The 14183-nt window shown below is 60.3% G+C and carries 14 protein-coding genes and 1 tRNA gene; 10 read left to right on the top strand and 5 right to left on the bottom strand.

The annotated features are described in order from the left end of the window. The first annotated feature begins 25 nt into the window (after positions 1-25). Positions 26-2170 (top strand): AMP-binding protein, encoded by a 2145-nt coding sequence (locus ACSQ26_RS13465; RefSeq protein ID WP_436009536.1) that lies wholly within the window; start codon positions 26-28, stop codon positions 2168-2170. Here the strand turns inward: ACSQ26_RS13465 and pssA are convergent. The 4 genes from pssA to alr all read right to left on the bottom strand — a co-directional run bounded on the left by pssA (position 2144) and on the right by alr (position 5327). Next, positions 2144-3028, bottom strand: coding sequence for a CDP-diacylglycerol--serine O-phosphatidyltransferase (gene pssA, locus ACSQ26_RS13460; protein WP_436009534.1), 885 nt, complete (start codon positions 3026-3028; stop codon positions 2144-2146). The genes ACSQ26_RS13465 and pssA overlap by 27 nt on opposite strands. Positions 3029-3039: 11 nt before the next feature. Further along, positions 3040-3738: a phosphatidylserine decarboxylase gene (locus tag ACSQ26_RS13455; protein WP_436009532.1), complete on the bottom strand. Its 699-nt coding sequence runs from the start codon at positions 3736-3738 to the stop codon at positions 3040-3042. A gap of 151 nt (positions 3739-3889) precedes the next feature. Beyond that, positions 3890-4135 (bottom strand): type II toxin-antitoxin system CcdA family antitoxin, encoded by a 246-nt coding sequence (locus tag ACSQ26_RS13450; protein WP_436009530.1) that lies wholly within the window; start codon positions 4133-4135, stop codon positions 3890-3892. Positions 4136-4202: 67 nt separating this feature from the next. Next, a complete protein-coding gene (gene alr, locus ACSQ26_RS13445) occupies positions 4203-5327 on the bottom strand; it encodes an alanine racemase (RefSeq protein WP_436009528.1) in 1125 nt (374 codons plus the stop codon). 638 nt (positions 5328-5965) lie between these two features. On the opposite strand from alr, the gene ccoN reads away from it, so the two are divergent. From ccoN to ACSQ26_RS13400, 9 genes are all read left to right on the top strand, one after another. Next, positions 5966-7618: a cytochrome-c oxidase, cbb3-type subunit I gene (gene ccoN / locus ACSQ26_RS13440; RefSeq protein ID WP_436009526.1), complete on the top strand. Its 1653-nt coding sequence runs from the start codon at positions 5966-5968 to the stop codon at positions 7616-7618. 4 nt (positions 7619-7622) lie between these two features. Beyond that, positions 7623-8375 carry a cytochrome-c oxidase, cbb3-type subunit II gene (ccoO, locus tag ACSQ26_RS13435; RefSeq protein ID WP_436009524.1) on the top strand — a complete coding sequence of 251 codons (753 nt, stop codon included), beginning with the start codon at positions 7623-7625 and terminating at the stop codon, positions 8373-8375. Between the two features lie 9 nt (positions 8376-8384). Beyond that, positions 8385-8555: a cbb3-type cytochrome c oxidase subunit 3 gene (locus ACSQ26_RS13430; protein ID WP_436009522.1), complete on the top strand. Its 171-nt coding sequence runs from the start codon at positions 8385-8387 to the stop codon at positions 8553-8555. After that, positions 8546-9427, top strand: a complete 882-nt coding sequence (gene ccoP / locus ACSQ26_RS13425; protein WP_436009520.1) for a cytochrome-c oxidase, cbb3-type subunit III — start codon at positions 8546-8548, stop codon at positions 9425-9427. Before ACSQ26_RS13430 ends, ccoP begins: the two co-directional genes overlap by 10 nt. Continuing rightward, positions 9428-9622 (top strand): hypothetical protein, encoded by a 195-nt coding sequence (locus ACSQ26_RS13420; protein WP_436009518.1) that lies wholly within the window; start codon positions 9428-9430, stop codon positions 9620-9622. A 15-nt stretch (positions 9623-9637) separates the two neighbouring features. Then, entirely contained in the window at positions 9638-10444 is an 807-nt protein-coding gene (locus ACSQ26_RS13415) for a DUF2189 domain-containing protein (protein WP_436009516.1), read from the top strand. A gap of 6 nt (positions 10445-10450) precedes the next feature. Then, positions 10451-12724 (top strand): heavy metal translocating P-type ATPase, encoded by a 2274-nt coding sequence (locus tag ACSQ26_RS13410; RefSeq protein WP_436009514.1) that lies wholly within the window; start codon positions 10451-10453, stop codon positions 12722-12724. Further along, a complete protein-coding gene (gene ccoS, locus ACSQ26_RS13405; RefSeq protein WP_436009512.1) occupies positions 12721-12873 on the top strand; it encodes a cbb3-type cytochrome oxidase assembly protein CcoS in 153 nt (50 codons plus the stop codon). The genes ACSQ26_RS13410 and ccoS overlap by 4 nt, the downstream gene beginning before the upstream one ends. Before the next feature lie 62 nt (positions 12874-12935). After that, a complete protein-coding gene (locus tag ACSQ26_RS13400) occupies positions 12936-13253 on the top strand; it encodes a hypothetical protein (RefSeq protein ID WP_436009510.1) in 318 nt (105 codons plus the stop codon). A gap of 643 nt (positions 13254-13896) precedes the next feature. Here ACSQ26_RS13400 and ACSQ26_RS13395 read toward each other — a convergent pair. After that, a tRNA-Pro gene (locus ACSQ26_RS13395) sits at positions 13897-13988 on the bottom strand. Positions 13989-14183 lie beyond the last annotated feature (195 nt).

Genomic DNA, 14183 nt, shown 5'->3' with positions numbered 1-14183 from the left:
GCTACGGCTCTCCGGAGGACATTTCTTGGAAAACGCGATCTTCGCCGTACTCGGCGCGGCTATCCTTGTGTGGCTGATCACCGCCTATCGCGAGAAGGGCGCCGGCGGCATCACCTATGTCCAGGCGCTCAAGTTCACGCTCCTGAAATTCGTCTTCGGCATCCGGCATTCGGGCTTCGACCCCAATGCGGAATGGAAGGGACCGGTCGTCTTCATCGTCCTCGCCCAGTCGTCGCTTGACCGGGCCATCCTGAAGCCGTTCCTGCCCGCCCAGACATTTCATGTCGAAACGCGGGGCGAGGACGCGACGGAGCATGCGATGACGCTCTTCAAATCGGTCATGGCGGGCCACGGCATCGCCTGCCTCCATCTGCCGCCCCAGGTCGAGGCTTCGTCGGAAACCATGGGATTGCTCGCAGAGATTGGCACAGTCGCGCGCGAGGCCAGTGCGCGGATTGTGCCGATCTTCATACGCGGCACGCGCTTTTCCCTCTTCTCCCATTGGAAGCAGGATCAGGCGCCGCGCAGCCTGTTGCCGCAGGTTGTGATGGCGGCGGCACCCGAATTCCAGCTATCGGGAACCACCGGCCAGCACCTCGCCGACCAGTTGCTCGATGGCGCGGCCAATGCCAAATTCCGCTCCGTCAATCTGCGCCAGTCGCTGTTCGAGGCGCTGGTCGCGGCAGCCAAGCTCTACGGTCCTTCGCGGCAGATCCTGGAAGATGCGCTCGGCGCCAGGCTGAGCTACCGAAAGCTGCTGATCGGCGTACGGGTGCTTGCGATGCGGATCGAAGCCATGTCCAAGCGCGGCGAGGCGATCGGCATCCTGCTGCCCAATTCCACCGGCGTGGTGGTCGGCATGTTCGCGGTGGCCTCTGCCGGGCGGGTCGCGGCGATGCTCAATTATACCGCTGGTCCCGCGGCGATCGTCTCGGCACTCGGCACCGGCAACATCTCGACCGTGCTGACGTCCAAGGGCTTCATCGATAAGGCGGATCTCGGCGGCCTTGTAGAGACGATGAAGGCGAGCGGCGCCAAGATTGTCCATGTCGAGGAACTGCGCGAAAGCATCGGTTTCATGGAGAAGGCCCGCGCCTTCTTGATGTGGCGGCGCGCGGTCGCTAAATCCAAACCCAATGATCCGGCCATCGTGCTCTTCACCTCGGGTTCCGAAGGGACACCGAAAGGCGTGGTGCTGTCGGCAAACAGTCTCATCGCCAATGCCGCGCAGGTCGATTGCCGGATCGACTTTTCGAGCGAGGACACGCTGTTCAACGTGCTGCCGCTCTTCCATTCCTTCGGACTACTGGGCGGTGCCTTCCTGCCGATCTACTACGGCGTCCGGTTGTTCCTCTATCCTTCGCCGTTGCACTACAAGCTGATCCCGTCGCTTGCGCGCAAGGTGGCGCCGACATTCATGTTCGGCACCGATACGTTCCTCAACGGCTACGCCCGCGCTGCCAAGGATGGTGATTTCGACAGCCTGCGGATGATTGTCGCCGGCGCCGAGGCAGTGAAGCCCGAGACGCGCAAGATGTACCGCGACCGCTTCGATGCCCTGGTCGTCGAGGGCTACGGCATGACCGAGGCCTCGCCCGTTGTGGCGGTCAACTCCGCGACGTTTTCGCGGGACGGCAGCGTGGGCCGCCTGCTCACCGGCATGGAGATACGCATCGAACCGGTCGAGGGGATTGCCGAGGGCGGACGGTTGTTCATCGCCGGGCCGAACCTCATGCTCGGCTATCTCCTGGCTGACAAACCCGGCGTGGTGCAGCCGCTGGCCAGCAAGTGGCACGACACCGGCGATATCGTCTCGATCGATGACCGTGGATTCATCAGCATCAGGGGCCGGGCGAAGCGCTTCGCCAAGATCGCCGGGGAGATGATCTCGCTCGGTGCCGTGGAGATGATGGTCAAGCAGCTCTGGCCCGAAGCCAATCATGCGGCAATCTCGCTTCCCGACAAGCGGCGCGGCGAACGGATCGTGCTGGTCACCACACAGATGCCGGCGCGGAAGGACGAGTTGATCGCCTATTCCAAGCGCTTCGGCGCGACCGAGATGATGATCCCCGACGATATCGTCAATGTGCCGGAGATACCGGTCCTGGGCAGCGGCAAGGTGGATTATACCGCGACCACCGCGCTAGTGGCGGGAACCGTCGCCGTCTGAATCCGCTATGTGGCCACCCGGCACTTCAGGAACTACGCCTTCTTCCACATCCGTTTCGTGCGCCGGGAGCGAGCCGTACTTCTTCATCCAGGCACGGGCGCCGAAGGGCAGCGTGCAGAGATAGAGGATGGAGGTCGCGGCGAGAACCTGCCAGGTGTAACTCATCAACAGCGCCACATAGACCACGACGACCAGGATGAAGGGCAGGGCGTTTTCGCGCCGGATCATGCCCTGCGCCTTGCCCGACCAGACCGGGATGCGCGACACGAGGAGATAGCCTATCAGCACCGTATAGGCGGCCGAGCAGTAACCGTAAATGGGCGACGCTTCCAGCCCTAGGAAACCGATATAGACCGGCAGCATGACAAGCAGTGCGCCGGCCGGCGCCGGCACGCCGACGAAATATTCCGACAGCCATTTCGGCTTGTTGGGCCGATCTGTCATCACATTGAAGCGCGCCAGCCTGAGGCCCGCCGAGATCGCGAAAATCAGGGCGGCGATCCAGCCGATCGAACGGGCCTGGTCGAGCACGTAGACATAGAGCACCAGCGCCGGGGCAACGCCGAAATTGACGATATCGGCGAGCGAATCCATCTGCACGCCGAAATTCGAGGTGGCCCGCATCATCCGCGCCACCCGTCCGTCGATGCCATCGAGAAAGGCGGCAACCAGCACCATGGAGACGGCCAGTTCATAGCGACCCTCGAAGGCCAGCCTTATGCCGGTCAGGCCGGCGCAGATCGCCAGCACCGTGATGAGGTTGGGCACCATCATGCGCAGCGGGATTTCGCGCAGGCGTGGCCCCCGGGCTCCATCATCCTTGGCCTGCGTTCCCGGCGGTGTGGCGGCGCTATCCATTTCCTGGTTCCTCACATCCGCCGGCCGAGCACCGGCCCCTTGTCGCTGCCGAATTCCGCAAGCACCGTCTCGCCACCGATCGCGGCCTGGCCGACGGTCACGCGCGGCGTAAAGCCCTCGGGCAGGTAGACATCCAGCCGCGAGCCGAAGCGGATCAGGCCGAAACGCTGGCCGGCATCGATCTGCATGGTCGGCGTGACCCAGCATACGATGCGGCGCGCCACGAGACCCGCCACCTGCACCACGCCGATGCGGCCATGGACGGTGTCGATGACCAAGCCATTGCGCTCGTTGTCCTCACTGGCCTTGTCGAGGTCGGCATTGAGGAACTTGCCTTCGCGATAGACGACATGATCGATGATGCCCTTCATCGGCGCGCGGTTGATATGGCCGTTGAACACATTCATGAAGATCGAGATTTTCAGCATCGGTTCAGAGCTGAGCGCCAGTTCCGCCGGAGGAACCGTCATGGAGACCAGCGACACCGTGCCATCGGCGGGGCTGATCGCGTAATCCTCGTCCTGCGGCACCGAGCGCTCGGGATCGCGGAAGAAATAGGCGCACCAGAGCGTCAGGATCAGGCCGATCCAGAACAGCGGCTGCCAGAGAAAGCCCAGGATAAGGGACACCGCAAAGAAGGCGACGATGAACTTGTGCCCTTCCCGATGAATCGGCACGAGTGTTTTGCGGATGGTATCGACAAGGCTCATTCGATCGGGGCTCCTGGTTGCGGCACCGGACTAGCGCGAAATGGGGTCCTCTTCAACCATGTTCAAGGTGGAAAGGCTTCAGGCGAGGTGAAGGCGGCTAGTCTCAAGCGTCGGGGAGCCCGTATATGACAGCATTGGTGTCATATACGCATCAGTACCGGCGATATTGCGGAAATGGAAATCCATGCTCTTCGAAGTATCTGTTGGACGAAGCGATGGCCTCGGCATTTTCCTCCTTCCACTTGCGCGTGGCTTCTTCATGTTCGGCTGGGGAGCGACGTCGCCGGATTTCTTGAAGGAGCGCGCGTTCAGCAACCGTAGAGGCGTCGATGCCGAGGTGGCGCGCTTCGTCCAAAAGGCCAGAGTCAACGAAGATAGAGTTCCCGCTTTCCTGCATCACAAAGCTCCAACGCCCAGATGTCCGGCAGGTTAGCTCCAATTAGAGGGACTTCAAAGCAGAGGTTTCAAACATAACGCCGCTCATAGCGCTTTCCCAGGCTCGTCAGCAGTTCGTAGCCGATCGTGCCCGCCGCGCGGGCGGCATCATCCAGTGTGATTCCGTTTCCGAAGAGCGAGATGTAATCGCCCGTTTTCACACGCGATTTCTCGATATCGGTGATGTCGAACATGGTGAGGTCCATGGTGACGCGGCCGATGACAGGCACTTTCCGATCTGCCACGAAGCCGAAGGCGCCCGGCGATCCGGCCTGCCTCAGTGCGACGCCCGAGCCGGATAGCGACCGGTGCCAGCCATCCGCATAGCCCGCGCCCACCACGGCCACCCGGCTGTCGCGCGCGAGTGTTTGAGTGGCGCCGTAGCTGACCTTTTCGCCGGCGGGGACATCGCGGATCTGCAGGATGCGTGCCTCGGCCGTCACGACCTGCTGCATTGGATTGGCCGCGCCGCAGATAGACTCGCCGCCATATAGCGCGATGCCGGGACGAGTGAGGTCGAAATGATATTCGGAGCCGAGGAAGATGCCCGCCGAGCTCGACAGGCTTGATTCAACGCCTGGGAAAAGCCGGCTAACCGTCTGAAAGGATTCAAGCTGTTGCCGGTTCAACGGATGGGCCTGTTCGTCGGAGCAGGCGAGATGGCTCATCAGCATCACGGGAGCCGCAACGCCGGATGCCGACAGGTGCGCGGCCTCTTCCGGGGTCAGGCCAAGCCGATTCATGCCGGTGTCGACGTAAAGTGCGTAAGCGTACGCGCGGCCAAGCGCACGGAAGAAATCGAGTTGCTCGACCGAGGCGATCACGGGAATGAGACCATAGGCGAAACACTGCTCCTCCCATCCGGCCCAAAGCCCCGAGAGAACGAAGATACGCGCATCCGGCAGTGTGCGGCGGAGATCGGCGCCTTCCGTAACCGTTGCGGCGAAAAAGGTCCGGCAGCCGGCCCGGGACAAGGCTTGCGCAACGGGCGCGGCACCCAGGCCATAGGCATCCGCCTTCAGCACCGCCGATGTTTCCGCCCGGCCGCTGCGCTCCGCCAGCATCCGCCAGTTGGCCACGATCGCACCGGTATCGATCGTCAGCCGTGCCGGCGCGATATCGAAAGTATTGGTCTGAGGCGGCAGCATATCCATGGCCGCGCTCTTAATGAGAAACCTCGGCGGGGGCAAGGATGAGCACTTTTGTTCAAGTTAACTGCCTAATGATTTACAACGATCTAAAATGTATCGCAACGTTTGGTGGAGCCAGCGAATACTCTGGCATGTGTCCTCAAGGCACCGCTAAGAGCTGACGTCAGCTCCTCGCAATAGACGACCGTCTTGGGGCCGGAAGCAGACCGTCCGCTGCTAGGATAGCAAACGAGAAAGCGGACATCTGGGTGGTCCTAACGGATTACTCCCTATGAACGAACGTATTTACGAAAACTTCCTGGCGAGCGGACAGTGCGGCATCTTTCGTCATCTTGGCGGGGCCTTTGTCTCAGTTGACCTATCCTCACGAGTTGCACGGCCCGATGCTTTGCGATTCGTTACTGAAGGTGTCAAGGCAGCGGTTGTGCGTCGTAAGCGAGGACCGAGCGCCGCAGGCCTCGATGTTCAGGGTGTCCCGCATCCAGTCATGTTCTCCCACCCGTCGCCGATAATCTGAAACCAATTCTCGCCGAAACAATTGCAAGTAGCGCGTTTAGGTGTAAAGTTTACAAGCTATCGGGATTTCTCGTCATGCATCCCGGGCGGTTGTTACTTCGGGCCGACCGAGAGGGGGACACTCGATGGGGCAGTTGACATCCGGCGAACGCGCTCTAGGGGCCGCGATTCTGATCGGGTTGGCGATTTTGGGAATCGCCATGGCAGCGGTTGGCCAGAACGATCCGTTGGGCATCCACGGCGGTATGATTTTTCTCGTCAGCGTCGGCTTGCTCTTCCTCTTGATTTCAAGCTCCTTCGGACCAGAGCCCGACCCTGCCCGCTTCAGCAAATATTACGACGACCCCATCAAGGTCGGTGTGGCGCTTACACTCATCTGGGCGATTTTCGGAATGTTCATCGGTGTCTGGGCGGCCGCCCAACTCGCGTGGCCAAGCCTGAACTTCGACACGGCCTGGGCGAGCTTCGGCCGAATCCGCCCGGCGCACACGTCCGGCGTCATCTTCGGCTTCGGCGGGAATGCCCTGATCACCACGTCCTACCACGTTGTCCAGCGGACTTCGCGCGCGCGCCTTGCCGATCAGTTCTCTCCCTGGTTTGTCCTTCTGGGCTTCAATCTTTTCTGTCTTATCGCAATCTCGGGATATTTCCTCGGCGTCACCCAGTCGAAGGAATACGCGGAGGCGGAATGGTACGCAGACTTCTGGCTGGTGATCGTCTGGGTTACCTACTTCATTCTATATGTGAGAACTCTGGCGCGCCGCAAAGAGCCGCACATATATGTCGCCAACTGGTATTATCTGGCATTCATTCTCGTTGTCGCCATTCTCCATATCGTGAACAACCTCGCGGTGCCCATCTCGTTTACCCATGCCAAGAGCTATACCGTCTGGGCCGGGGTGCAGGACTCCATGGTCCAGTGGTGGTACGGCCACAATGCGGTGGCCTTCTTCCTCACCGCGGGCTTCCTGGGGATGCTCTACTACTATCTTCCCAAGCGGGCCCAACGCCCGATATTCTCATATCGTCTTTCGATCCTGAGCTTCTGGGGCATCACCTTCTTCTACATGTGGGCGGGATCGCACCATCTGCATTACACCGCGCTGCCGCACTGGGTGCAAAACCTTGGGATGACGTTCTCGGTGATGCTGCTCGTGCCGTCCTGGGCCTCGGCCGGGAATGCGCTGCTCACGCTCAATGGCGCATGGGACAAGGTTCGGGACGACGCAACGCTGCGCTTTATGATGATGGCCGCCTTCTTCTACGGACTCTCCACCTTCGAGGGTTCGTTCATGGCTATTCGCCCGGTGAATTCGCTCTCGCACTATACGGACTGGACGGTCGGTCACGTGCATGCGGGAGCATTGGGCTGGGTTGCGATGATCACATTCGGAGCGCTCTACACACTCGTCCCGTCCATCTGGAAACGAGAGAGGATGTATTCGGCGGGGTTGGTCGAGGTGCATTTCTGGCTCGCGCTCGTCGGAACGCTGATTTACGTCTTCGCAATGTGGAACTCGGGCATCATCCAGGGCTTGATGTGGCGAACCTACACGCAGGACGACACCTTGGCCTACTCTTTCGTCGATACCCTCGTGGCCATGTACCCCTATTACATCGCGCGTGCATTCGGCGGCTTGCTCTTCCTGATCGGCGCGATCGTCGCATCCTACAATGTCTGGATGACGGTTCGGACGCCAGCGCCCGCACCATCGTCGGCGGGAGAAGACTTGCCTCTTGGCGATCGCCCCGTCGCAACCCCATCGCCTGCGGAGTAGACCGATGCCGGACCTGATGCACAGAAAGCTGGAACGGTCGGCCACTGGGTTCATGCTCGCCATCGTCGCTGCCGCCAGCGTCGGCGGGATCGTGGAGATTGCACCTCTGTTCACGGTTGACGATACGGTAGAGCAGGTGAAAGACATGCGGCTATACACGCCGCTGGAGCTCGCCGGGCGCGACATCTACCTTCGCGAGGGTTGTTACGCCTGTCACAGCCAGATGATCAGGACGTTGCGCGACGAAGTCGAGCGATACGGTCCGTACTCTCTCGCCGTCGAGTCGCAATACGACCATCCGATGCTCTGGGGTTCCAAACGAACGGGGCCGGACCTCGCACGCATCGGCGGCAAATACTCGGACTTCTGGCATGTCGCCCACCTGAACAATCCTCGTGACGTCGTACCGGAATCCAACATGCCTTCTTACAGATGGTTGGCGACTACGCCACTGGATGTCAGCGATCTCTCGCTCAAGCTTCGGGCGCAGAGACGGGTCGGCGTACCATACACGGAAGAGATGATCGCCAACGCTTCGAGCGACGCTCATGGGCAGGCCGTTCCCGATAGCGACCAGTCGACTGGCGTTTCCGAACGCTACGGGGAAGCAACTCAGATTTCCGCCTTCGATGGCGTAACAACGAATGTCACCGAAATGGATGCGCTTGTCGCCTATCTCCAGGTGCTCGGTCAGTTGACGAAAGCCGCCTACGAAAACCCCGCAGCACCGGAACAGGTGCCCAACCCCAACGATTAGGAGGACGAGATGGATTTCAGTCACGATACGCTCGTCGAAGCCTCCAAGACATGGGGCCTGTTCTATCTGATCGGTTTTTCGATCTGCGTGGTGATCTACACTTTCCTGCCATCGAACAAGAAGCGGTTCGAGCGCGCGGAGAAGGAGATATTCGACGAGGGAGATGGCCCATGGACGTAGAGGAGGTCGATCCCGTCAGCGGTCGGGAAACGACAGGGCACATCTGGAACGGCATCAAGGAATTGGACACGCCGATCCCCCGGGGCGTGCTCCTCTTTCTCATCGTTACGCATATTTTCGCAGTGCTCTGGTGGTTCCTGCTGCCGACCTGGCCACTTGGCAAGACCTACACGAAGGGACTTCTAGGTGTGGACCAGAAATCCACCGTGGAAGAGACGCTGCGCGAAGGCGTTAACGCTCGCTTGCCATGGGTCAAGAAGATCGAGGCGATGTCATACGACCAGATAAGGGCCGATGAAGGGCTCATGACGACGGTCCGTACCACTGGTCACCAGCTCTTCGGCGACAACTGTGCCGCTTGTCACGGTCGCGACGGCAAGGGCGGCAGCAACTACCCGGACCTGACCGATGACGACTGGATTTGGGGCGGAGGTCCGGAGAAAATCCAGCAGACCCTGACCGTGGGCGTCAATTCGCGGCATCCCGAGACCCGCGTCGGCATGATGCCCGCGTTCGGGAAGGACGAAATGTTGGACCGCCAGCAGGTGCTCGACGTCGCCGCATATGTCAGGTCGCTGAGCGATCCTTCCTCGTCTACCGCCGAGAACGTTGGTCAGATCGACAAGGGCCGTGAAGTCTTCCAGACGACCTGCGTAGCGTGCCACGGCAAGGACGCCAAAGGCAATCCCGAATTGGGCGCGCCGAACCTCACCGACAACCGATGGGTTTACGGAGGTAGCCTCCAAAGGATCATCGACACGATACACGGCGGACGGCAAGGCCACATGCCGACCTGGGACGAGCGTCTGTCGCCGGCCGAGATCAAAATCCTGGCGCTTTACGTAAACGCGCTGGGACAAAAGGAGCCGTGAATGGCGGAGACGGCGACGGCGAAACGAGGGTGGTTCTGGCCGCTATGGTTGCTTGCAACGGCCGTGCTGCTGGTATTGGCCGCGAATGCGCATCTCGTCTACGTCGCCGTTTCCTCGCAGCCCGACTGTGTTGCCCATCTCAAGGACAGGGGCGATGCGCCAGGACAATACCGCGCCGCCAAATCGGCATGTTGATGTCAGGAGATTGTGATGGCCACTAGAGAAGGCACGCCCGCGCTGGTTTCCGAGGTGTCGGGTATCGAAGAGACCCGCAACGTCAAATATCAGCGCGGCCTGTCCTATGGCGCGCCATTTCGTTGGCTGGGGTATGGATGGCGCGATCTCTGGACAGATCCCATGCCGAGCTTGCTGTATGGGGCGGCCGTGTTCATCGGCTCGCTCGTCTTCATCGTCTATATGATCGACACAGGACGCGACTATTTTCTCTTTCCCGCATTGGCGGGTTTTATGATTGTCGGCCCTCTCGTGGCCGCCGGGCTTTATCTCAAGAGCCGGAATATCGAGAAAGGAGAGCGGGTTACTCTCTACTCGATGATAGCTGTAAAACCTCGCGCGGGCGCGCAGGTGTTCTTCACCGGAATGCTTCTCACGATGCTGATGCTTGTTTGGATGCGAGCCGCGGTTATCGTCTACGCGCTGTTCTTCGGCGTGCGACCGTTCCCAGGACTGGACCACGTGACGGAGATGTTGTTTACGACACCCACAGGCTGGGCGATGCTCGTCGTCGGCAGTGTCGTCGGAGCGCTGTTTGCGGCATTCGCGTTCGCCGTCAGCGTATTCTCGATTCCGATGCTTCTGGACCGCCAGGTCGATGCGCTGACCGCGATGGGCGTGAGCATGGCGATAGTCTGGAACAATCTCAATCCCATGCTCATCTGGGGTGCGATCGTCCTCGTCCTGTTTCTAGTCAGTGTCGCGACCGGACTCGTCGGGTTGATCATCATCTTCCCCTGGCTCGGCCACGCGACCTGGCACGCCTATAAAGAAATGCGGTAGCCTGCCATGACCTGCTGCTCCTCCGGCATAGGACTGGCTGATGCAGGACGGGAGAGCCGATGCACGCCTGCGGAACTTGCTCTCGCCAGCAGGGATTTGGGCGGCGGACTTCGACAGTCGACATTGTCTGTCCCAGAGATGCATTGCGCCTCCTGCATTCGCTCTCTCGAAAAGTCGCTATCCGCGGTTGACGGGGTGGAGTTGGCGCGCGCGAACTTGTCCACGCGGACGGTCGTGGTGAACTGGAGAACCAAAAGCGGACAGGCGCCTGATCTTATCGGTACGCTTGCAGGTGTCGGATACTCCTCACATCTGCCGAGTTCCGAAGTGGACGGTGAGGATCGGGTGCAGGCCCACCTTCTGCGTGCGCTCGCGGTCGCGGGCTTCTGTGCCATGAATATCATGCTGCTATCGGTATCGGTCTGGGCGGGTGCGGACGTGGGAACGCGCCAAGCCTTTCATCTGCTGTCGGCAGGCCTGGCTCTCCCCGCGATCCTCTACGCGGGGAGTTCGTTTTACATTTCGGCGTGGCGCGCAATCATGCACGGCCGGATGAACATGGACGTACCCATCAGCGTGGGCGTGCTTCTGTCGTTCGGTCTAAGCGTCTATGACACCGTCACGAATGCGCCGCAGGCCTACTTCGAGGCCGGCACATCCCTTTTGTTCGTGCTGCTGGGCGGACGGCTGCTTGACCACACGATGCGGAGCAAAGCGAAATCGGCAGTGGCGGGACTGGCGCGCCTGATGCCTCAAGGCGCAAACGTAGTGTCGGACGACGGATCGGTCGACTATCTTCCCTTGGCCGATGTTCGCCCGGGGATGCGCTTGCTTGTGACTGCGGGAGGCCGGGTGCCGACGGACGGGATCGTCGTCGAAGGTCGCTCCGAACTCGACGCGTCGCTGGTTACAGGCGAAAGCGCATGGAAGCCCATCGATCCTGACAGCGAAGTTCGCGCGGGGGAGATCAACCGCGGCGGTCCATTCATGTTCAAGTCCTCCGTCGCCCCTGGAGATTCGCTGCTGTCGGAAATGGCAAACATGCTCGCGGCGGCCGAGGATGGCCGTTCACACTATCGTCGTCTCGCGGACCGCGCTGCTTCCCTCTACGCTCCAGTTGTGCACTTCTTGTCGTTTCTGGCGTTCGCCGGTTGGCTTTATGCCTCCGGCGACATTCATCGCGCGCTGACGATCGCAATTGCCGTTCTCGTCATAACCTGCCCCTGCGCATTGGGCCTTGCTGTCCCCATGGTCCAGGTGGTGCTTGCGCGCCGCTTGTTCGATCGCGGGGTGATGGCAACGGATGGCTCCGCGTTCGAGCGACTGGCCGAAATCGATATCGTGGTGTTCGACAAGACCGGAACGCTGACCACGGGAGAATCGGCGCTTCTGAACTCGCATCAAATAACCGACGCACGCCTTGCCATCGCCGGATCGATGGGACGGCTGTCGGGGCACCCGTTGTCGAAAGCGTTGAGGCTGGCTCAAACCAAGTCGGGATTGGAGGTCGTGGCTTTCGACGGCGTGCAAGAGATCGCGGGATTCGGGCTCGAAGCAACCATCGGAGCCGACATCTATCGTCTGGGAAGAAGGAATTGGGCAGCGACCCCCGACGCTCCGCCCATCGTCAGCCCGGCATCCAGCGTCATTCTTTCAAAGAATGACGAGGCACTCGCGGAATTCGTATTCGGCGAAACAATACGCCCAGGTGCGGCCGGCTTGGTCCAAGCCCTGCGGTCCAAGCGGATCGACGTTCAAATTCTATCCGGGGATTCCCAGCAGGCCGTCGCATCCATTGCCTGTTCCGTGGGAATCGAAAGGTTCGAGCCGGAACTGCTGCCAGGTGATAAAGTTAGGGCGATCACCGATCTGCAGTCAAAGGGCCGCAAGGTCTTGATGGTCGGCGATGGAATAAACGATGCGCCATCATTGCGGGCAGCGTATGTCTCGATGGCACCGGCGTCGGCCAGTGACATCGGCCGGAGTGCCGCCGATTTCGTGTTCCTGGACAGCAATCTGTCGGTCGTCTTCGACGCAATGGAGGCCGCGAGAAAAGCCGCGAGGCTTGTCAAGCAGAATTTTGGGCTTGCGGTTGTCTACAACGCCCTCAGCCTTCCGCTCGCGCTGGCAGGGTTTGTAACACCACTCATGGCGGCGGTTGCCATGTCGACGTCTTCCATACTCGTCGTGGCGAACGCGCTGCGGTTGGCTGCGCCAGTGGCGGAAAAGAGCCGAGATCAAGCCTTGCGGTCAAGCCAACTCGCAGAGGTGGCGATATGAATGCGCTTGTGGTTCTGGTGCCTCTCACCATCGCGATGGGCGCCGCTGGGCTGTTGGCGTTCCTCTGGTCCATGCGCACGAAGCAATATGATGATCTCGACGGAGCGGCCGAACGGATACTGCTCGACGACGAAGACGCAAGCGTCTGATTTCATGGGTGACAACGAACACAGGTCCCATGTGCTTTGGGACGGAATGACAGGAGTGAGATATGAGCGAGAAAATACGCGCGAGAGCAGGCGTGACGCCATCTCACGTGGACGGCAAGCCTGTTGCGCGGGTCGTTGACCCGTCCGACGCGGTAATGGGTCTTGGTTTCGCGTTCGGCGCGGTCGGTGCGCTTTTGGGCGTGGTGGCGGCCCTGGTTGTGTCGCCGGGCATAAGCTTTGCATTGCTGGGTTATTGCATCCTGGCCGCATTGGCCGGCGGGTCGGCGGGCGTCGTCATTGGTGGCATGGTCGGCGCGGTATTTGCGGTAATGCGCGGAGTGACATCGCAAAGCGACGCACCGAAACGAGATGCGACCTGAGTCTCTCGATCAAGACGGATGGTAGGTTCGGCACCGTTCGGTGTTTTTCAGATTGTCGACCTAGTCGGGGTCATAGCATGGAACATTGACCGCTCCTGGCGCGAGGGTGCCAACTTGCCTAGCTGCTCGAATGTCCACTTGTGACCGGCGGGCAAAACAGGTTCAATGACCGAGATGAGGGCGCGAAGCCGTCGTTCGATGGCAGGACTTAAATGTCCGCTTCGGCCAATTGCAGCCATCGGATAGGGGGGCTGGAAGAGTCTGGCTTTTGAACAACTGGCCGAGCGCGCTTAGAGGGATTCGCTTTCCGCCATGAACGCCCCTGGTTCACCGCAATTTCCTGTTCTTTAGCCCATATCTGCCGGCCAGCGCACATGCTGTCGAGAGCGACGATGATCCCAAGGAACAGCGATACCTTCCGGTTATCTTGAGTCACTGTGCGGTGATATAGGTCGCAGATTCGAGTAATGTAGTTTCACTGGAGCCGGGATCGACACGGCGGACACTGCTGGTCTCATGGCCGAGGGGCTCATACCGCATTGGCGGAGGCCAACGAGCATGCTGGCCAGTTTCTCGGGGGCGGTGGGCTGGTGGCGGTGCATAAGGCCATGATAGCCCGGGGCGGGCAATTCCGCAAAGACGAAGGACAGGGCGGGATTTGCACCCGCAGGCGCGTCCCACGACGCGCCCCGCAGCATCCAACACCGCTGCCGCGATCCAGTCGCGGCACCTGTCAGTTTTTGCCGAGGGCTACATCAACCTACATCGATGCACAAAGATAGAAGCTGGCTTGTACCGCAATTTCGGAAAACTGCGGTACAATTGCGCTACAAAAGCCAGAATTTTGTCTGTAACCGATTGAAATCGTTTAATTCGCTTAGAAACAGCACTTTTGTTCAAGACGGTTGAGTGAAAATGCGGTATTTGAGC

This window comes from Rhizobium sp. LjRoot254 (genome assembly GCF_964254105.1).
Taxonomy (GTDB): domain Bacteria; phylum Pseudomonadota; class Alphaproteobacteria; order Rhizobiales; family Rhizobiaceae; genus Rhizobium_E.
This window is presented reverse-complemented; position numbering and strand designations above follow the sequence as displayed.